General features: G+C 61.7%; 16 protein-coding genes. 4 read left to right on the top strand and 12 right to left on the bottom strand.

All coding sequences use genetic code 11. From position 1 onward, the window contains the following. Positions 1 to 184 precede the first annotated feature (184 nt). The 7 genes from ACSYDV_RS02440 to ACSYDV_RS02410 all read right to left on the bottom strand — a co-directional run bounded on the left by ACSYDV_RS02440 (position 185) and on the right by ACSYDV_RS02410 (position 10,477). Complete coding sequence (locus ACSYDV_RS02440) at positions 185 to 1,615, bottom strand: P-loop ATPase, Sll1717 family (RefSeq protein ID WP_438322148.1); 1,431 nt, start codon at positions 1,613 to 1,615, stop codon at positions 185 to 187. Positions 1,616 to 1,675: 60 nt separating this feature from the next. Continuing rightward, positions 1,676 to 1,906, bottom strand: coding sequence for a hypothetical protein (locus ACSYDV_RS02435; RefSeq protein ID WP_438322147.1), 231 nt, complete (start codon positions 1,904 to 1,906; stop codon positions 1,676 to 1,678). Positions 1,907 to 2,033: 127 nt separating this feature from the next. After that, complete coding sequence (locus ACSYDV_RS02430; protein ID WP_438322146.1) at positions 2,034 to 3,098, bottom strand: ribonucleotide-diphosphate reductase subunit beta; 1,065 nt, start codon at positions 3,096 to 3,098, stop codon at positions 2,034 to 2,036. A 63-nt stretch (positions 3,099 to 3,161) separates the two neighbouring features. After that, on the bottom strand, positions 3,162 to 3,599 hold the full coding sequence (locus ACSYDV_RS02425; RefSeq protein WP_438322145.1) for an endonuclease domain-containing protein: 438 nt from the start codon (positions 3,597 to 3,599) through the stop codon (positions 3,162 to 3,164). 65 nt (positions 3,600 to 3,664) lie between these two features. Further along, on the bottom strand, positions 3,665 to 5,605 hold the full coding sequence (locus ACSYDV_RS02420) for a ribonucleoside-diphosphate reductase subunit alpha (protein WP_438322144.1): 1,941 nt from the start codon (positions 5,603 to 5,605) through the stop codon (positions 3,665 to 3,667). A gap of 727 nt (positions 5,606 to 6,332) precedes the next feature. After that, positions 6,333 to 8,621, bottom strand: coding sequence for an EAL domain-containing protein (locus ACSYDV_RS02415; protein ID WP_438322143.1), 2,289 nt, complete (start codon positions 8,619 to 8,621; stop codon positions 6,333 to 6,335). A 113-nt stretch (positions 8,622 to 8,734) separates the two neighbouring features. Beyond that, positions 8,735 to 10,477 carry an acyl-CoA dehydrogenase family protein gene (locus tag ACSYDV_RS02410; protein ID WP_438322142.1) on the bottom strand — a complete coding sequence of 581 codons (1,743 nt, stop codon included), beginning with the start codon at positions 10,475 to 10,477 and terminating at the stop codon, positions 8,735 to 8,737. Positions 10,478 to 10,822: 345 nt separating this feature from the next. Here ACSYDV_RS02410 and ACSYDV_RS02405 point away from each other — a divergent pair, with 345 nt between their 5' ends. After that, positions 10,823 to 11,755, top strand: a complete 933-nt coding sequence (locus tag ACSYDV_RS02405; protein ID WP_438322141.1) for an L-threonylcarbamoyladenylate synthase — start codon at positions 10,823 to 10,825, stop codon at positions 11,753 to 11,755. A 169-nt stretch (positions 11,756 to 11,924) separates the two neighbouring features. On the opposite strand, the gene ACSYDV_RS02400 is transcribed toward ACSYDV_RS02405, so the two are convergent. From ACSYDV_RS02400 to ACSYDV_RS02390, 3 genes are all read right to left on the bottom strand, one after another. Beyond that, complete coding sequence (locus ACSYDV_RS02400; RefSeq protein ID WP_438322140.1) at positions 11,925 to 12,827, bottom strand: DMT family transporter; 903 nt, start codon at positions 12,825 to 12,827, stop codon at positions 11,925 to 11,927. Between the two features lie 287 nt (positions 12,828 to 13,114). Then, on the bottom strand, positions 13,115 to 13,894 hold the full coding sequence (locus tag ACSYDV_RS02395; RefSeq protein ID WP_438322139.1) for an SDR family NAD(P)-dependent oxidoreductase: 780 nt from the start codon (positions 13,892 to 13,894) through the stop codon (positions 13,115 to 13,117). A gap of 10 nt (positions 13,895 to 13,904) precedes the next feature. Next, a complete protein-coding gene (locus tag ACSYDV_RS02390; protein WP_438322138.1) occupies positions 13,905 to 14,405 on the bottom strand; it encodes a thioredoxin family protein in 501 nt (166 codons plus the stop codon). 239 nt (positions 14,406 to 14,644) lie between these two features. Here ACSYDV_RS02390 and ACSYDV_RS02385 point away from each other — a divergent pair, with 239 nt between their 5' ends. The 3 genes from ACSYDV_RS02385 (at position 14,645) to ACSYDV_RS02375 (ending at position 17,609) form a co-directional block, all read left to right on the top strand. Further along, on the top strand, positions 14,645 to 16,162 hold the full coding sequence (locus ACSYDV_RS02385; protein ID WP_438322137.1) for an acyl-CoA carboxylase subunit beta: 1,518 nt from the start codon (positions 14,645 to 14,647) through the stop codon (positions 16,160 to 16,162). A 102-nt stretch (positions 16,163 to 16,264) separates the two neighbouring features. Further along, complete coding sequence (locus ACSYDV_RS02380; protein ID WP_438322136.1) at positions 16,265 to 17,398, top strand: acyltransferase family protein; 1,134 nt, start codon at positions 16,265 to 16,267, stop codon at positions 17,396 to 17,398. Between the two features lie 13 nt (positions 17,399 to 17,411). Beyond that, complete coding sequence (locus ACSYDV_RS02375; RefSeq protein ID WP_438322135.1) at positions 17,412 to 17,609, top strand: hypothetical protein; 198 nt, start codon at positions 17,412 to 17,414, stop codon at positions 17,607 to 17,609. A 9-nt stretch (positions 17,610 to 17,618) separates the two neighbouring features. Here ACSYDV_RS02375 and ACSYDV_RS02370 read toward each other — a convergent pair whose 3' ends face one another. Together ACSYDV_RS02370 and ACSYDV_RS02365 are read right to left on the bottom strand one after the other, a co-directional pair. Beyond that, on the bottom strand, positions 17,619 to 18,101 hold the full coding sequence (locus tag ACSYDV_RS02370) for a GNAT family N-acetyltransferase (RefSeq protein WP_438322134.1): 483 nt from the start codon (positions 18,099 to 18,101) through the stop codon (positions 17,619 to 17,621). Between the two features lie 133 nt (positions 18,102 to 18,234). Further along, a complete protein-coding gene (locus ACSYDV_RS02365; RefSeq protein ID WP_438322133.1) occupies positions 18,235 to 18,696 on the bottom strand; it encodes a host attachment family protein in 462 nt (153 codons plus the stop codon). Positions 18,697 to 18,925: the final 229 nt, after the last annotated feature.

The raw sequence follows: 18,925 nt of genomic DNA, 5'->3' as shown, positions 1-18,925 counted from the left end.
ATCAACAGCTGCAGGAATGGATGCCGGATTAAGTCCGGGGTGACGAAGATTGGGACGGATTGGAGGCTTCTCTTCGGATAGTCATGCTGAACTTGATCCGGTATCCAAGCGGCGCAGGCCAATTGGGGGACTTAGTATTTACTGCGACTTTACTGTAGCCCCAATTTTTAATAACTTATCTATGCTAAGTAATTTCTAGTGCTTTCATCAATCCTGGGTGAATAACAAATCTCTCTCTTTCGCTCATTTTGGCATGTTCGTTTTTATATTTAAATATTCTATCACTATGTTGTGATGGTACGTTTCCTATAACGCTAAAATGGAAAAGAAGCTCTACTACTTTTTCTGTGGTGAGGCCGCCAAGGTTGGAGCCGCTGCGATCTATGGCTCTTTTAATCTCACTTAAAGAAAAAAGTTGTTTTCTAATAACTGAAATTGCATCAAAAACATTTGATATGTCAGGAATTATTGATTGCATTTCATCAACTAATTCTTGCCGAAAACGTCTTGAATATTGCTCTTCCGCTTCCTTGATCACGCTAGGAGGTATTGCAGGCATGTTTCTAGAGAAAGCTATCTTTGCGCACTCTCTGAAATAGGAAATAATATCCCTTGGACGAAGTAGTGTTCGATCAAGCATATGATTTACAATTGGCCTAAGCCGGCGCCTATTTGTTCCGTACCTGATAGACTGTGTCTTAAATATTTGACTGGCCATAATATTGAAATTTGATGAAGTTGAGTTTTGATCTGAAGCCCTAAATACTCTAAAGGCGATGAGTTTTTTTAGATTGTCGATGTCCCAATTCAAATTGAGTCTTAGGTCATCCCATTTATTCCGGTCGTTGTTCGTAATTAGTGAATATATATCATCTCGAAGAAAAACGATCGGCCTCAGCTTTGCGCCTCCTTTAAAAGATTTTCGAACATCCATAACTGCTTTGAATAGGCCGGCCATAAGTTCAAAATAAGAACCTCTGTCTTCTCGGCCAAGAATTGATTCGTAGTCATCGTCTAGTTCGTCAAATGTGATAAAGTATTCAGATTCATCAATATTTTCAGAAATAAGTCTTTCTAGTATTTCAACTCTCTCGGAAACGCTCAAGTTTAATGATCGTTCAGCGGGATCTTTTCCAAAATCGAGGGTGAGAATTCCAGCCAAGTTGACGTTTACGCTTGAAGAGCCAGAGTGCCTCTTTGCGTTTCCGATTGCTTCAGAAAAAGATTGGCTGAAACTCGATGATAGCTGATTTTTTGTCTTTTCAGAAATCGCTTCATTTTGAGCCATCAAGCTCGCTATAGAGACGTAAATTGCGTATTTCCAAAGAGTAGTGTATTGACTTGATACAGGAAACCTTGTGTCAGATAGCTCATAAAGAAGATTAAAAGGAAAATTTTTGAACGATAAATTAGCAAAAAATCTATCGAAACTTGCGCGCTCGCTGATATGCGCCGCAATTGCCGTTTTTCCTGACCCCTTTCGTCCGATTACAAAGCAAAGCTCTCCTGCTTCAAGGTCAGCTAGCTCCGGCAATCGGTAGAAATAACGAGAAGAATTTTCCTCATTTGCTTCAAGTTTCCACTTTCGAATTTGATCGAACGCTTCTGGGGTCATTGTCGTGCTCCATAGTGAGCGATTTTGCTCTAGCGGCGGTCATTTTGCCGCGCGAAGTTTTCAAACCGAAAACCCGCCCGCATTCCGCCGGTTCGAGTTCGCCGCCAGCACCTTCTTGCCCGTCGGGGTCAGCGCCCATTTGGCGCCCTGCTTGACGACCAGACCCAGCGTGACGAGTTCGTCGCGGATCGGGTCATTGGGGAGTTGCGGGCGGCGGTTTGACAGGCCTTCGAGGCTGGCGCGCTGCGGCTGGCTGAGGATCAGGAGTTTGGGTTTTTTCTCTTCGGTCATTTTTGTTCTTCTGCTTTTTCTTGTGGGGTGGAGGGCGAACTTGCGCTCTTGACCCGCCCCGTTGCGACTAGGGAACAAGTTCCCAAGTCTCACGGCCCCTCCCACAAGGGGAGGGGTTTATAGCGTTTTATTCGGCGGCGATGCCGGCCTTGGCGAACATGTCTTCGCCATCGCTCTCGGTTTCGGGGGCGGCGCCGCCGTCGTCGTTCGCTTTCGCCTTTTTGCGATTGTCGAAGCTCGACCAGACATTGTTCCACTCGCCGCGCGTCGCGCCCTTGCTGTATTCGGTCGCGCGCGTTTCGAAGAAGTTGGCGTGCTCGACGCCGTTGAGCAGCGGGGCGAGCCAAGGGAGCGGGTGTTCGTCGATCATGTAGATCGGCTGGAAGCCGAGCTGCCCCAGACGCCAGTCGGCGATGTAGCGGATGTAGCGCTTGATTTCCTTCGGCGTCATGCCGGGGACGGGGCCCTGTTCGAACGCGAGGTCGATGAACGCATCCTCGAGCCGCACCGTCTTCTGGCACGTGTCGATAATGTCTTCCTTCACCGCCTTGGTCAGGCAGTCGCGTTCCTTGGTAAAGCTGTGGAACAGCTTGATGATGCCTTCGCAGTGGAGGCTTTCGTCGCGGATCGACCAGCTGACGATCTGGCCCATGCCCTTCATCTTGTTGAAGCGCGGGAAGTTCATCAGCATCGCAAAGCTGGCGAAGAGCTGAAGCCCCTCAGTAAAGCCGCCGAACATCGCGAGGGTGCGCGCGATATCCTCGTCGCTGTCGACGCCGAACTGCTGCATATAATCATGCTTGGCGCGCATCTCGTCATATTCGAGGAACATGCCATATTCGCTTTCGGGCATGCCGATCGTGTCGAGCAGGTGCGAATAGGCCGCGATGTGCACGGTTTCCATGTTGCTGAACGCGGTCAGCATCATCTTGATTTCGGTCGGCTTGAACACGCGGCCATATTTGTCGTGGTAGCAATCCTGCACCTCGATATCGGCCTGCGTGAAAAAGCGGAAAATCTGGGTGAGCAGATTGCGTTCATGGTCGCTGATCTTCTGCGCCCAGTCGCGGCAATCCTCGCCCAGCGGCACTTCTTCGGGAACCCAGTGGATCTGCTGCTGGCGCTTCCAGAAATCGAACGCCCACGGATATTCGAAGGGCTTGTAGGTTTTTCGGGCTTCTAGAAGGGGCATCTGACGATCTCCGGACTGCTATCTTTACTCCTCTCCCACCGGGAGAGGAAGGGGCCCAAGGCGTCAGCCTTGGGAAGGTGAGGGTGTCGCGGACGAGGGTGCCGGCATTTGGTCGCCCTCACCCTTCCGCGACTGCGTCGCTCCTTCCCTCTCCCGGAGGGAGAGGGAGATTGTTTCCATGACGCCGTTCGTGTTGGCGAGGACGTCATTGTTCCAGAAGCGGAGGACGGTGAGGCCCTGCTTCCGGAGAAAATCTGTGCGGCGGGCGTCGTAAGACACCGCTTCGCCATGCTGGCCGCCGTCGACCTCGATCACCAGCTTCGCCGAAAAGTTGAAGAAGTCGGCGAAATAGGGACCGATCGGAACCTGCCGTCGCCACTTTGCGGCGGGGAAGGTTTCGCGCAGGGCGCGCCACATCCGCTTTTCGGCTTCGGTGGCGTCCTTGCGCAGGGTCCGCGCGCGGGTGACGGTGCCGGAGGGATGATTTCGATAGGTCCGCATATGCGTCACCCTCACCCTTCCGGCGCTTTGCGCCTCCCTCCCTCTCCCGTGGGGAGAGGGATTGCTTACTGGCAAGCCAGGCACTCGTCGTAATCGGTGCTTTCCAGCTGATACACCGCCGCCTCGGGGGTGTTATCGGCCTCGACCCCGCCTGCAAAGCCGGCGCGCTGCACCGATTTCGAGCGGAGATAATAAAGCGATTTGATGCCGAGTTCCCACGCGCGGTAGTGGAGCATGAGCAGGTCCCATTTCTCGACGTCGGCGGGGATGAACAGGTTCAGCGACTGCGCCTGATCGATATAGGGCGTGCGGTCGGCCGAGAGTTCGAGCAGCCAGCGCTGGTCGATCTCGAAGCTCGTCTTGTAGCAGTCCTTTTCGTCCTGCGTCAGGAAGTCGAGGTGCTGGACGCTGCCGCCCTTTTCCAGAATCGAGTTCCAGATATTGTCGCTGTTCTTCGCCTTGTCGACGAGCAAGGCTTCGAGGTGCGGGTTGCGGATCGAGAAGCTGCCCGAGAGTGTCTTGTGGGTATAGATGTTCGCGGGGATCGGCTCGATGCACGCGCTGGTGCCGCCGCAGATGATCGAAATCGACGCGGTCGGCGCGATCGCCATCTTGCAGCTGAAACGCTCCATCACGCCCTGATCGGCGGCGTCGGGGCAGGGGCCGCGCTCCTTGGCGAGCAGCATCGATGCCTGATCGACCTGCGCACGGATATGTTTAAAGATGCGCAGGTTCGACGATTTCGCCATCGCGCCCTCGAACGGCAGGCCGCGCGCCTGAAGGAAGCTGTGGAAGCCCATGACGCCAAGCCCGACCGAGCGTTCACGGCTGGCGCTATATTTGGCGCGCGCCATTTCGGGCGGGGCGCGGTCGATATAATCCTGAAGGACGTTATCGAGCATGCGCATGACATCCTCGATGAACTGCTTGTCGCCGTTCCACTCGTCCCAGGTTTCGAGGTTGAGCGAGGAGAGGCAGCAGACCGCGGTGCGATCCTGACCCAGATGATCGCGGCCGGTCGGAAGGGTGATTTCCGAGCAGAGGTTCGAGGTGGTGACCTTGAGGCCCAGGTCGCGGTGATGCTTGGGCATCATGCGGTTCACCTGATCGATGAAGATGATATAGGGCTCGCCGGTCGCGAGGCGCGTTTCGACGAGCTTCTGGAACAGGCTGCGCGCATCGACGCTGCCGCGGACGCTCTGGTCCTTCGGGCTGCGCAGGTTGAATTCCGTGCCGTCGCGGACCGCCTCCATGAACTCGTCGGTGATCAGCACGCCGTGGTGCAGGTTCAGCGCCTTGCGGTTGAAGTCGCCCGAGGGTTTGCGGATTTCGAGGAACTCCTCAATCTCCGGGTGGCTGATGTCGAGGTAGCAGGCGGCCGAGCCGCGGCGGAGCGAGCCCTGCGAAATCGCGAGGGTCAGGCTGTCCATCACGCGGACGAAGGGGATGATGCCGCTGGTCTTGCCGTTGAGGCCGACCGGCTCGCCAATGCCGCGCACGCTGCCCCAATAGGTGCCGATGCCGCCGCCGCGCGAGGCGAGCCAGACATTCTCGTTCCACGTTTCGACAATGCCCTCAAGGCTGTCGGGGACCGAGTTGAGGTAGCAGCTAATGGGCAGGCCGCGGCCGGTGCCGCCGTTCGAAAGCACGGGGGTCGCGGGCATGAACCACAGCTTCGAGATATAGTCATAGAGGCGCTGGGCGTGTTCGGCATCGTCGGCATAGGCGTCGGCGACGCGCGCGAAGAGGTCCTGATAGGATTCGCCGGGGAGCAGGTAGCGGTCCTCCAGCGTTTCCTTGCCGAAATCGGTGAGCAGCGCGTCGCGGCTCTTGTCGGTGACGACGTTGAACCGGCGTGCGTGGACCTTGGCCGCGCCGCTGTCGTTCAGCTTCGCCGAGACCGGCGAATCGGCGGCCGATTCGGCGCTCGCCGGAGCGTCATTCTTTGCCAGTTCCATCGTCGCCACGTCGCTCGTCTCCACCCGTTCCGTTTCCCGAAAATCCATCGAATTCGTCCCCGTATGACCTGCGCCATACGGCGCAAATGTTCCTGTCTTGTTCGACTCGGGACGAAGCCCCGGTCTTAGCATCTAAACCGTCCCGCGTGGGACATATTTTTGGGCGCACAAAGGGTTTTCCCGTGTCCATATGCGATGGACGACGGAAATCCGCCACTTGCAGCCTGATACTATTTCTTGGGGTGCCCCCTTGGTTGACCCACCATCTATAGTGCCACGTCGGCGCTGCGATGCAAGACGGTAAATGACATTTAAGAGACTCGGTTCGTCGATATTTTGATTCGGTCTGTCGCGTCCGGGGCCGGGGCGGGACGTGAAAGTTCAGCCTTTCCGCGGCTTCGCGGCGGATCGGTGCGGATGGGGGCAGGGAGTGAAAATTTTGCGGCTCGCGAGGCCGGCGGATCGGCCGGTTTGAAGGAGCCGGATTGTCAAGGACGCAACGCCGTGAAAATGGCCTTGGCGACACGAGCGGTGCCACACGAACGACGGACAAAAGAAAAGGGCCCCGGCAATGCCGAGGCCCTGTTCACAAATTCGGTCTGGCTTACGCCTGGCCGCCACCGTTACCGGAGCCGCCGCCGCCAACCCATTTCCAAAACCAACCCATAATAATTCTCCTGTCGCCACTGCCCAAGAAGAACAGTTAATGAGATGTTTACCATATTTGGTAAGGTTAATCGAGTCTTTCGCACGGGCAATGCTGCCAGTTTGGCAGTTAAGCGGAGCGGCTGTGGGGAGGGGGCGACAGAGTCGCCAGTAGTTCGGAAAATAGCTGTGGTTTACCAAGGTGATAGCCTTGTCCCACATCGCAGCCGAGTTGTTCGAGCAATGCCATTGTCGGTGCATTTTCAATGCCTTCGGCAACCGCAACGGCACCCAGACGATGGGCCAGATCGATCGTCGATTTCACCACTTCGAAGTTGCGCTGCGAATCGCGCATGGTCATCACGAATCGCTTGTCGATCTTGATTTCGTCGGCCTCGATCTCGGTCAGATACTCAAGGTTCGACTGGCCGGTTCCATAATCGTCGATCGACAGGCGGATGCCCGCACGGCGGAGCTGGGCCAGCGTCTGGCGCGCCTGACGGCTGTTCTCGATCTGCGCGGTTTCGGTGATTTCGATCGTCAGAAGTTCGGGCGGAAGATGGTGCGCGGTCAGCATGACGCGGATGGTGCCGACAAGGTCGCTGTGATCGAGTAGCGCCGCCGACAGGTTCACCGACATGTTGATCCGGAGGCCGCGGCTATGGAATTGCGCGGCCGACCGGATCGCCTGATCCATGACGAACAGGGTCAGGCGATATATGTCCTGGCTCTTTTCGGCCTGAAGGATGAACTCGTCGGGCGGGATCGGCCCGCGGACGGGATGCGTCCAGCGCGCCAGCGCTTCGACACCGACCAGCTTGTGGCTCGCGATGGAATATTGCGGCTGGAAGGCGACCCATATGTCGCCGCCGGTGAGTGCATCCTCAAGCTGCGAGTGAAAGCTCAATTGCCAGCCGGCATCATCTTTTTGCCGCGGTGTATATTTGGTCCACAGCGAACGGGTGCGGATCGCGCGTTCGGTTGCGACAAGTGCCGCAGCGAGGCGCTGGGCGTTCGACCCTTCGAATTCGTCATTGACCCCGAAAGCGATCGCGACGTCGACGCGCAGGTCGCCGATCGTCAGCGGGGCATTGAACAGCGCGGCAAGCCCCGCCAGCTGCGATTCGATCTGGCTGTGCTGATAATAGGGGACAAGCCAGGCAAAGGTGCCGTCAAGGTCGTGGTGGAGGGACGTGCCCTGCGACGCGAGTTGGAGGCGGCGCGTGACCTGTTCGACGAGCTTGCCGATACCGTCGCCGGGGATGAAGGCGGCCAGATCTTCGAAGTTGACGATTTTTGCCGCGATGATGGTCGCGCTGTCGAATGGCGGCTGCGACCGCAGCGCCTCGAAATTCGGCAGGCCCGACACCGGATTTTCGCGCTGGGCGGATTTGCGGCGCCGGGTGCGCGACACATTGGCGCTGAGCGCCGCGATGAAAAAGCAGGCGGCGCCGACCTGCGTCGAGATCAGCGACAGGCTGAGGAATATCTTGGCGGCGATCAGGATGACCGTCGTCGTCAGCGCGATGCGCGCATACCAGCGTCCGCCCCGATAACCGAGCGCGGCCAGCAGAATGAGCAGCGCGACGGCAAAACCGGGGACCCACCCGATATTGACGGGGTTACCGCGCTTGAGCGCTTCGCCCGCGATCAGATGGATATAGACGCCCGGTACCTTGTCATGCCCCGGCAGATAATGCTGATCGGGCGAGGCGGTGGATGCGGCAGCGAACATCACATCCTTGCCGCGCAGCGCCGTCCCGGCCTTGCCCTCCATGATATCGATCGCGCTATATTGCGGTATCGAGCGCGTGTTATAGGAATAGTCGAGCGTGAATTGCGCCGGTTGATCGACAGGCCGGTTGGCGAGCATGGCCGAAAAACTGGGCAACAGGCGCCCATCGGCGATCACCGCGAGCGGCACTTTCCAGACCTGCCAGAATTCATATTCCCAGCAGATACAGGCTTGCTTCGCACGGGTTCCGAACGCGGGGTCGGGCCAATTGTCGACGATGGCTTCGGTCCCCTGGAAACTGCGCGCTGGAACGGCGAGGACGATACGGTCGTCCATCTGCTTCACGGCGGCGGTCAGTTTGGGGAAATCGGCGTCCTTGATCCGCCGCTCGTAGGAGAAATCGACGAACAGGCGTTTGGCACCCGCGGCATTGACCGCGCTGATCAAACGCGCGTGATCGGCGACATCAAAGTCCTGATTATCGACGGCTTGCAGCGTCTTGTCGTCGATCGCGACGACGACGGTGTCGCCCGACACAGGCCGCCAGGCGACGCGGCCGACCGCGGTCTCGATCATGCGGTCGATCGGCTCGCCGGCAGCCGTAAAGCCGACAATGATGCTGAGCAGCAGCGACACCCCAAGGGTCCGCCAACTGACAATCATCCTGTTGCCCAGCTTCAACACGCACGTCTCCAGATATTTCCGGACGTGCCTAATCCCCGATGGTTATCATCGCGTTAATTATGAACAAAATCTTGCCAGAAACGCGGAGGATCGTCCCCCGCGTTTCCGGTTTTTCAGGCGAGCCGGGGCAGCGGCGTGAGCGCGGCGTCGCCGGCCAGCGCCGAGGCGGCGAGGCCCGTCGCCTCGGGCACAATCTGTTGCAGATAGAAGCGCGTCGAGGCGATCTTCGCCTCGAGGAAGGCGGCATCGCCTTGTCCCGCGTCGAGTTCGGCGCGTGCGGCCTTGTGCTGGAGCGCCATCAGCCAGCCGCAGGTCGCGGTGGATAGCATGGTCAGATAGGGATAGCTGCCCGCGAGGCGGTCGGGAATATCGGCATTCGTCATCCAGTCGGTGACCGCGCGGCACGCGTCGACAAGCTGGCTCAATTCCGGGAAATCGGCGGCGCCATGCGCGATATCGTCGATCAGCGCACGGACGAGATCGCCGCCCGCCATGCCGAGCTTGCGCCCGACAAGGTCGGCGGCCTGAATGCCGTTGGTGCCTTCGTAGATCGGGGCGATGCGCGCGTCGCGATAATGCTGCGCGGCGCCGGTTTCCTCGATGAAGCCCATCCCGCCATGGACCTGGATGCCAAGACTGGCGACCTCGCAGCCGATGTCGGTGGCGTGCGCCTTGACCAGCGGGATCAGGATTTCGGTACGCATCGCGGCGGCTTCGTCGCCCAATTTGCCGAAATCGGTCCGCGCGGCGGCATAATAGACCAGCGCGCGCGCCGCCTCGGTCTGGGCGCGCATCCGCCACAGCATGCGGCGCACGTCGGGGTGCTGGTCGATGGTGACGGGATTGCGGTCGGTGCCGCCCGCGAGCGCCGACTGGACGCGTTCGGCGGCAAAGCGTTGCGCCTGCTGGGTCGCGCGCTCGGCGATCTGGACGCCCTGACAGCCGACCATCAGACGGGCGTTGTTCATCATCACGAACATCGCGCGCATGCCGCCCATTTCGGCGCCGACGATCTCGCCGAGGCAATCCTCGTCCTCGCCATAGACCATCACCGCGGTCGGCGATCCGTGGATGCCCAGCTTGTGTTCGATCGAGGCGCAATGGACTCCGTTCGAAATCGTCGGATTGCCGACGTCGTCGAGGCGATATTTGGGAACGAGGAACAGCGAGATACCGCGCGTTCCCTCGGGCGCGCCCGGGGTGCGCGCGAGGACCAGATGGACGATATTGTCGGTGAGGTCATGCTCGCCGAAAGTAATGAAAATCTTCTGCCCCTTGACCTTGTAGAGCCCGGCGTTCGGGCCTTCGGTCACTTTCTCGGCGGTCGAGCGCAGCGCGCCGACGTCGCTGCCGGCGGCGGGCTCGGTCAGGTTCATCGTACCGTTCCATTCGCCGTTGACCAGCTTTGGCAGCCAGGTCTGACGCTGTTCTTCCGTCCCATAGGCCATCAGCGCGTGGATCGCGCCCGCCGTCAATATGGGGCAAAGGGTAAAGCCCATATTCGCGCTGCCCAGCGCCTCGACCACAACGGTCGCGAGGGTGAAGGGCAGGTCCTGTCCGCCATAGGCGGCGGGGCCGTCGATGCTGCCCCAGCCATTGTCGACGAACGCCTGATACGCCTCCTTGAAGCCCGGGGGCATGGTGACCTTGCCGTCCGCCCATTTGGGGTTGGTGACGTCGCCGACGCGGTTGAGCGGGGCATAGACCTCGGCCGCGAAATCGCCGATCCCAGCGACGATCGCCTCGACCATATCGGGGGTCGCGGCGGCAAAACGCTCGTGGCTCGCCATCGCATCGACCCGCGCGATATGGCCAAGAACGAAAAGCTGTTCGGTGGTGGGCGGCGTGTAGGTCATAGAGGGTCAGCATCCCTTGTTGGCACATTCGAGGCGTCGAAATGGCGAAGATCTCGGCTTCGCGTGGTCGCCGCGGATGGTGGTTCCATCCGCAAGACCGCGCGGAGGCGAGATCGAAGCCATTTCGGCGTCCCTGCGGGATTTGGTCGATTTTGTCCATGGCCGCGTCAGCGAGCCTGGAAGTATCGACATACTACCGCGCCTCGCTTCCTTGCCCTGAACAAAATCGCCTCAAACCTCGAATGCGCCAACAAGGGATGCTGACCCTTAATCCCGACTTTGCTGGTGAATCCCCATTCGCGCGCGCTATAGCGCGGCATGATCGAGCGTCAAACGAACGAGAGCATGAAGACCGAAATCCGGCCATTTAACATGGACGCGATTTCGCGTGCCGCCGCGCTGGTGGAGGCGGGGCAGCCGGTCGCGGTGCCGACCGAGACGGTCTATGGCCTCGGCGCCGACGCGCGCAATGCCGAAGCCGTCGCGCGCATCTATGCGGCGAAAGGGCGGCCCGATTTCAACCCGTTGATCGTCCATGTGCCGGACCTTGCCCACGCCGAAAGGCTGGGCGTGTTCGGCGCGGTCGAGCGCGCGCTGGCGGCGCATTTCTGGCCGGGGCCGCTGACTTTGGTGGTGCCGCGCACTATGGATTGTCCGGTCGCCAGCATTGCCACTGCCGGGCTCGACACGATCGCGCTGCGCGTGCCGGGGCACCGCGCGATGCAGGCATTGCTCGCGACAAGCGGCGCACCGCTTGCTGCGCCGAGCGCCAATGCGAGCGGGCGGGTCAGCCCGACGACGGCGGCGCATGTGCTCGCCAGCCTCGACGGACGGGTCGCCATGGTGATCGACGACGGACCGACGACCGCCGGGGTCGAATCGACGATTGCGCGGGTGAAGGACGGCGCGGTCGAAATCTTGCGGCCGGGGCCCGTGACCGCCGGGATGCTGGCCGGGGCGAGCGGATTGCCGGTGACGGGGGTGAAAGGCTCTGAAGTCGTCGCGCCGGGGATGCTCGCCAGCCATTATGCGCCGGGCAAGCCAGTGCGGCTGGGCGCGGTAGACTTTGCGGCGGACGAATATGGCATCGGCTTCGGGGCGGTCGCGGGCGACTATAATCTGAGCGCGGCGGGCGATCTGACCGAGGCCGCGGCGCGCCTGTTCGACGCGCTGCATGCGGGTGCTGCGAGCGCGAAGAGCCGGATTGCGGTCGCGGCGATCCCGGCCGACGGGCTGGGTGCGGCAATCAACGACCGGCTTTCGCGCGCGGCGGTGTGATTTTTTTCGTTCACACAAAGACACGAAGACACAAAGGGGTGGGCGCATGGCGTTCGCTTCGTCTGCCCATTGCGTGAAGCGCCTTTTTGAAGGTCGCCTGCGGCGACAAGCCTTCGTGCGTAAACCGGCGCGAAATCTTCGTGTCTTCGTGTCTTTGTGTGAACCCCTTCTAAGCCGCCGCCGGATCGACAGGGTCCTTGTGCGGAACCTTGCGCGCCACGATCAGGCACGCTGCGACGATCAGTATCGCGCCGGCGAGCGTCGGCAGCGTCACCGGCTCCGAATAGAATATCCAGCCGAACAGCATCGCCCACAGAAATCCCGTATATTCGGTGGTCGCCAATATCTGCGTCTCGGCGCGGGCGTAGGCCCAGCTCAGGCACAGCAGCGACAGGATCGCGAGGGTCGCGGCGCCGAAGATATTCGGTGCCTGTGCGGCATCGGGAACGACCGCGAACCATGGCGCGCCGAGTGCCAGGATCAGCGCGACGAAGAAATTCTGGAAAAAGGCGATCTCCAGCGGCTCGGCCATCTTCGCCTGCCGCCGCGCAAGAATAAGGTTGTACGCGTAAAAGACCGCCGACAGAAATACCGCGCCGACCGCCCAGAGCGCGTCGTCGGCATAATGGCCGGTCCCGAGTTTGCCGGTGACGATGACGATGATGCCGATCAGGCCGAGCAGCGACGCCGCGATCGACCGCCGTCCGATCCGCTCACCCAGGAAAATCGCGGCCATATAGAGCGCCAGCAAGGGCGCGACAAAGGCCAGCGCGATCGCCTCCGCCATCGGTAACCGCGCGAGCGCCCAGAAGAAAAACAACGCCATCCCCGCGACGAAGAAAGAGCGGACGGCGTGAATCCGCATCGTCGCCCGGTCGGGCATTTTCGGCCGCGTCGCGAAATAGATCAGGCCGCACAGCAAGGTTCCGGCCGTATTGCGCCACAGCACGGTGTTATAGGCGCCGATACCGATCGACAGCCCCTTCATCAGCACATCCATCGCCGAATAGGTCGCGATGCCCGCGCATGCGATCAGAAAGGGGATGAGCGGGGAGGGCGAATCGGGGCGCATGAATGGGCTGTAGCGGAGATTGCGCGATGAGGCCCTGCTTCCTTTTGGGTGGTGAGCCGTCATTCCCCTCTCCCGTCGGGAGAGGGATACGCAGGCTTGGTTGCGTAGCAACCTAGCCGAAGTTGGGTGAGGGGATCACCGGTAGATTGCTGAAACTGACGGTTGCGAAACCTCACACACCCTCACCCAACCCTCTCCCAAAGGGAGAGGGCTTTTACGGCTGCAATCGGTCGTTCGCTGCCACCCCCGAAATCCCGCGAAAATCACTCTGCGCCCGCGGGAAAGACCTACCGGAAACTCGCCATCCCCGCGCCATCGATGTTGAGCTTCTGCCCCGAGCAATAGGGGTTGGCATCGCTCACGAACCACAGCACCGCCGCCGCGACATCGTCGGGGGTCGGGACGCGGCCGAAGGGGAATTGGGCGTCGAGATGATGGATGTCGTCCTGCCCGGTGATCGCGCGCGACAGCTTTTCGCCCATGTCGCTGACGGTCAGCGACGGCGCGACGATGTTGACGCGGACGCCATTCTTCATCTCTTCCTTGGCGAGGGTGAGCGCAAGCGCCTCTCCCGCCGCCTTTGCCATATTGTAAGGCGCGCCGTTCGCGGCATGACTCAGGGTCGCGACGCTCGAGATGATAACGATGTCGCTGCGGTCATGGCTGCGCAGTTGCGGCAGCGCGAGGCGCGACAGGCGGTGAGCGCCGACGGCGTGGACGCCCAGCAATTTTTCGACTTCGGTTGCGTCGGTGTCGGCGACTATTTTGCCGCGGCTTGCGATCCCGGCATTGTTGACCAGAATCGATATCGGACCGAGGTCGGCCTCGATGCCGGCGATCATCGCGGCGCAGGCGTCCTCGTCGGTGACCGACGCCTGATACGCCTTGGCCTTGCAGCCCAGTGCCTTGATCGCGGCGACGGCTTCGCCTGCGGCCGCTTCGTCGCGGGTGTAATTGACCGCGACATCGGCGCCCGCCTGGGCCAGCGCGATCGCGATACCGCGCCCGATCCCGCGCGAGGCGCCGGTGACGAGCGCGGTGCGGCCCGCGAGGTTGATGTTGGCCATATCTCTCTCCCTATTGCATCAGTTCATTATAGATTTCGTCGTCGCTGCGGCTCGCGGCGTTGCGCCATTGGGGCGCCGCCTTGCGGTTGAGGACGTTGCCGTCGGCGTCGAGGATCGCGACCGTCGGTGTGCCCTTGATCTTGAAGCCAAAGCGTTTGGGTATGTCGGCGTTCCGGATGATGCCGCGATGCGGCATGCCGATGTCGGCATAGACGATATGATAGCGCGCGCGGACCGGCGCAAAGCGTTCGCTCGCGACCAGATTGGCGAACCATGCGCTGTCGTGGCAATCGTTCATCCCCATTACCAGCAGCACCTGCCTGCCCGACTGGCGCGCCGCGGCCAGCGCAGCGTCGATCGCCGCCATCGGGTCGGCGCTTTCCGTAAAAGCGCCTGTTTTGAAGGGATCTTCGACACCCGAGATCGTGCGCGGAGCAGTCTCTGCGGCGGTCAGCGGTGCGGAAAATGTCAGGAGAACAGCGGCGATCGCGAGGGGGAGTTTGCGTGTCATCGCCCGACGATAGCAGGGGAGCAACCAGCCTCAACCCCCTCCCGCAAGCGGGAGGGGCAGCGAGACTTGCCAGCTTGCTGGCTAGTCGCAGCGGGGTGGGCTTGTGGGCTGTGCGTTGATGCCCACCCTGCTGCGACTAAGGCCCGGCTTTGCCGGACCAAGTCTCGCATTCCCTCCCGCCTGCGGGAGGGATGAGAAACGACATGACGTTTCCGTCAACGTAAGATAGCCTTCGCCCCATGAGCTGGAAAAACGAGATCGACGAACTGGCCGCGCGGCGCGCGATGGCCGAGAAGATGGGCGGCGAAGAGAAGGTCGCGCGCCAGCACAGCCGGGGCAAGATGGACGCGCGGGCGCGGCTCGCGGCGATCGTCGACGAAGGCAGCTTTCGCGAGATCGGCAAGATTGCCGGGCGCGGCACCTATGGTACCGAAGGCGAACTGGAAGATCTGGCGGCGAGCAATTTCATCTTCGGCCGCGCCAATATCGACGGGCGGCCCGTCGTCGCCTCGGCCGATGATTTCACCGTGCGCGGCGGCGCGGCCGATGCGGCGTTGCACCGCAAGTTCATCCAGTGCGAGGCGATGGCGCATGAATATCGCCTGCCGATGATCCGCATGATCGACGGCACCGGCGGTGGCGGGTCGGTGAAGACGCTCGAGGATATGGGCTACACCTATATCCCGCATGTTCCGGGCTGGCATGAGATCATCGCCAATCTCGACACGGTGCCGGTCGTCGCGCTCGCACTCGGGCCGACCGCGGGGCTCGGCGCGGCGCGCGTCGTCGCGAGCCATTACAGCATCATGGTGCGCGGATTGTCGCAACTGTTCGCGGCGGGTCCGGCGGTCGCGGCGGCGATCGGCGACACGCTGGACCGCGAGGAGCTGGGCGGCGCCGACGTCCACACGCGCAACGGCGTCGTCGATGATGAGGTGGCGAGCGAGGCGGAGGCGTTTGCGGCGGCGCGGCGCTTCCTCTCCTATCTGCCGTCGTCGATCCACGACCGCGCGGCGCGGACACGGTGCAGCGATCCGGTGGGCCGCCGCGAGGAGAGCCTGCTGTCGGCGGTGCCGCGCGAGGCGAAGCAGGTCTATTCGATGCGCCGCATCGCCGACGCGGTGTTCGACAAGGGCAGCTTCTTTGAAATGGGCGCGCGCTGGGGCCGCGCGGCGATCACCGCCTTTGCGCGGCTCGACGGCTATCCGGTCGCGGTGCTCGCGAGCGATCCCAGCTATCTCGGCGGATCATGGGATGCGAAGACGAGCGAAAAGGCCGAGCGTTTCGTGAAGATGGCCGACCAGTTCCGGCTGCCGATCGTCCATCTCGTCGACAATCCGGGCTTCATGATCGGCGGCGAGGCCGAGCGGACGGGGACGATCCGTTATGGCGTGCAGGCGATGAACGCGATCTACCGCGCGACCGTGCCGCTCGCGTCGGTCGTCGTGCGCCGCGCCTATGGGATCGCGGGCAGCGCGATGTCGAACGCCGAGCGGTTCCAGTACCGCTTCGCCTGGCCCTCGGGCGACTGGGGCAGCCTGCCGATCGAGGGCGGGGTCGAGGTCGCGTACAAGAGCGAGCTGGAGGCGGCTGACGATCCCGCGGCGCATCTGGAGGCGATCCGCGAAAGGCTGAACCGCGTGCGCTCGCCGTTCCGGACGGCGGAGAAATATGGGGTCGAGGATATCATCGACCCGCGCGACACGCGGCCTTTGCTCTGCGAATTTGCGGAATTGGCGTGGCGGGTGCTGAAATAGATATATTCCCCGCCGTCATCCCGGACTTGATCCGGGATCCATTCGCGCGATGTTGCGGGGATCCCGGATCAAGTCCGGGATGACGATAGAGGGGATGGTTCTGTGACCACGCAACGCCACCTTGGCATGGACTGGCTACGGATCGGGGCGTTCGGCCTCCTCATCCTCTATCATATCGGCATGTTTTTCGTGCCGTGGGACTGGCATGTGAAGATCGCGCAGCCGATCGACGGGGTGGCGATCCCGATGCTGGCGACCAACAGCTGGCGGCTGCCCCTGCTGTTCCTCGTCTCGGGCTATGCCAGCGCCGCCTTGTTCGCGAAGCTTGGCGGCGCCGGGGCGTTCGTGCGGTCGCGCAGCGCCCGGCTGCTGATCCCGCTGGCCTTTGGCATCATCGTCATCATCCCGCCGCAGCCATGGATCGAGCTGATGGGGCAGCATGGCTATGCCCATGGCCTCGCGCATTTCTGGCTGCACGATTATTTCCGCTTCGGCGCGCTGGACGGCATCATCCTGCCGACTTGGCAGCATCTGTGGTTCGTCGTTTATCTGTGGGTCTATACGCTGCTGGCGGCAGCGCTGCTGGCGTGGGTGCCCCAGCGGATGCGGACCCGGATTGCCGACGGCGCCGCGCGCGGGCTCGGCGGCTGGCGCTTGCTGATCGTCCCGCTCGCGGCGTGGCTGCTGATCCTCGCATTGTTTCCGGGGCATGAGGAGACGCATGCGCTGTTCGACGACGGGCCATCGCATCTCCACTATCTGATCCCCTTTGCCATCGGCTGGCTGCTGCGCGTGCGGCCGGCGTTGTTCGCGGCGATCGCCCGCTGCTGGCGCGCCGCGCTGGCCATCGGGATTGCGGCCTTTGCCTTCGTCGCATGGGCCGAGTGGAACTGGCCGGGGACCATGCCGGCGCCCCACTGGTTGTCGGCCCCGTTCGCCGCCGCGCGGCTGGTGCAGGGGTGGGCGACGATCGTCGCGCTGGTCGGGATCGCCGACGCCTATGGGAACCGCGACCACCCGTGGCGCACGACGCTCGCAGAGGCTGTCTTCCCCTTTTACATCATCCATCAGACGATCATCGTCGTGACCGGCTGGTATCTGCTCCGCGCCGGCGTCGGCGCGCTGGCGTCCTTCGCAATCCTGCTCGTCGCCACCGTCACGGGATGCTGGCTTTTCTATGCGATCGGGCGCAGCATCGGCTGGCTACGGCCGTTGATCGGACTGCAGCGCAAATAGGGGGAGAGCGGGCATGGGGGCGGTAAAGGGCATATTGGCGATCGTCGGCGTCGCGATGATTTTGGTCGGCGGATTATGGGCGCTGCAGGGGCTCGACATCGTCCGCTGGCCGGCAAGCAGCTTCATGCTCGGCGACACGACATGGACGCGCAACGGCGTCATAACGGCGGTCGTCGGCGCCGTGCTGGTCTGGTTTGCGCGCAGGCGCTGAGGCGCGACCTCAGGCGGAAGCGGCGAGGGACGTGAGCGCGTCGCCATCGACGCGCATCACCGTCCATTCGTCCATCATCCGCGCGCCAAGGCTTTGGTAAAAGCCGATCGCGGGCGCATTCCAGTCGAGCACGCTCCATTCGAGCCGCGCGCAATCGCGCTCGGTACAAAGCGCGGCAAGGTGGACCAGCAACGCCTTGCCCAGCCCCGATCCGCGCGCCTCGGGGCGCACGAACAGATCCTCGAGATAGATGCCGGGACGCCCCTCGAAGGTCGAGAAATTGTGAAAGAACAGCGCGAAACCCTGCGGCACGCCGGCAAGCTCGCCAATCACCACCTCGGCATAGGGACGCGCACCGAACAGCTTTGCGCCGAGCGTCGCTTCGTCGAAGCGCACTTCGTGGGCGAGCTTTTCATAATCGGCGAGGTCGCGGATGAACTGCGCGATCAGCGGCAGGTCGGCGGGCGTGGCGGGGCGGATCGACAGGGTCATACGCGCCCTCCTGTCGCGTGCCACCGCGCCTGTCAAATGCGCTTTCGCGCCTTCAATATCGCGAGCGCCCTGATGACGAGCGCCGGCTGACCGATCACCGCGGGGGCATCGGCCCCTAAGGTAGCGGTGGAGTTCAGGTGGGCGGGGTTCCTTGGCCGAGCAGCAGCGCCTCGATGTCGGCCAGAGGCCTGTCGGTCATTTCCTTTACATGCTCCCCGATCAAGCGGGCAGCCGTTTGCTGGTGCCAAAGAGGGCGCAATTCGCCCATCGTGCGCGCGGGCGCAATCACGACCAGTGCGTCGAACTTGCCCGCCAGTGCCATGGCGTTGATCTTGTCGGCAAGGTCCCGGGCGAAGCGATCCTCTTCCTGTTGATGGAAATCCGTTTCGCCCATCGTCCCGCCGGCGAGGCCGGTGCCAGCGGGTGCTGGCGATTGCCCCGAGGCATCGGTTTTAATGTCGCTATCCTTGCGGTCTTCACGCTCCTGATGGGCGGTCGTGCGCAGGTCGATCTGGCGCGCATCGCCCTGATTGCGCAGGAACAGGGCCTTGCGGCCGTCGGCAACGAGTATGAGTGCGTTATTGGGGAGTGTCATCATCAAGCTCCTTCTTCAAGAGCAACGCACTGGATGACGTGGAAGTTTCTCGGTCGCGCCTGGCAAGCGGATGCATCAACGCTTTGGAGCAATTGTTCGGGCCCCACCCCTGTGATGCCGATCCGATGGCAATGTCGCGAAACGACCGAAGGTGGACGCCCAATTTCCGTCACCCCGGGCTTGACCCGGGGCCTGCCTTATCTTTCGCCGCTGGAAAGAAGGAAGGCGG

The organism is Sphingopyxis selenitireducens, from assembly GCF_051550705.1.
Classification (GTDB): Bacteria; Pseudomonadota; Alphaproteobacteria; order Sphingomonadales; family Sphingomonadaceae; genus Sphingopyxis.
This window is presented reverse-complemented; position numbering and strand designations above follow the sequence as displayed.

What these genes read in the sequence shown, in the direction of transcription:
- ACSYDV_RS02440 (WP_438322148.1), bottom strand. Translation starts at nt 1,615, where the DNA reads ATGACCCCAGAAGCGTTCGATCAAATTCGAAAGTGGAAACTTGAAGCA.
- ACSYDV_RS02435 (WP_438322147.1), bottom strand. Translation starts at nt 1,906, where the DNA reads ATGACCGAAGAGAAAAAACCCAAACTCCTGATCCTCAGCCAGCCGCAG.
- ACSYDV_RS02430 (WP_438322146.1), bottom strand. Translation starts at nt 3,098, where the DNA reads ATGCCCCTTCTAGAAGCCCGAAAAACCTACAAGCCCTTCGAATATCCG.
- ACSYDV_RS02425 (WP_438322145.1), bottom strand. Translation starts at nt 3,599, where the DNA reads ATGCGGACCTATCGAAATCATCCCTCCGGCACCGTCACCCGCGCGCGG.
- ACSYDV_RS02420 (WP_438322144.1), bottom strand. Translation starts at nt 5,605, where the DNA reads ATGGATTTTCGGGAAACGGAACGGGTGGAGACGAGCGACGTGGCGACG.
- ACSYDV_RS02410 (WP_438322142.1), bottom strand. Translation starts at nt 10,477, where the DNA reads ATGACCTACACGCCGCCCACCACCGAACAGCTTTTCGTTCTTGGCCAT.
- ACSYDV_RS02405 (WP_438322141.1), top strand. Translation starts at nt 10,823, where the DNA reads ATGAAGACCGAAATCCGGCCATTTAACATGGACGCGATTTCGCGTGCC.
- ACSYDV_RS02400 (WP_438322140.1), bottom strand. Translation starts at nt 12,827, where the DNA reads ATGCGCCCCGATTCGCCCTCCCCGCTCATCCCCTTTCTGATCGCATGC.
- ACSYDV_RS02395 (WP_438322139.1), bottom strand. Translation starts at nt 13,894, where the DNA reads ATGGCCAACATCAACCTCGCGGGCCGCACCGCGCTCGTCACCGGCGCC.
- ACSYDV_RS02390 (WP_438322138.1), bottom strand. Translation starts at nt 14,405, where the DNA reads ATGACACGCAAACTCCCCCTCGCGATCGCCGCTGTTCTCCTGACATTT.
- ACSYDV_RS02385 (WP_438322137.1), top strand. Translation starts at nt 14,645, where the DNA reads ATGAGCTGGAAAAACGAGATCGACGAACTGGCCGCGCGGCGCGCGATG.
- ACSYDV_RS02375 (WP_438322135.1), top strand. Translation starts at nt 17,412, where the DNA reads ATGGGGGCGGTAAAGGGCATATTGGCGATCGTCGGCGTCGCGATGATT.
- ACSYDV_RS02370 (WP_438322134.1), bottom strand. Translation starts at nt 18,101, where the DNA reads ATGACCCTGTCGATCCGCCCCGCCACGCCCGCCGACCTGCCGCTGATC.
- ACSYDV_RS02365 (WP_438322133.1), bottom strand. Translation starts at nt 18,696, where the DNA reads ATGACACTCCCCAATAACGCACTCATACTCGTTGCCGACGGCCGCAAG.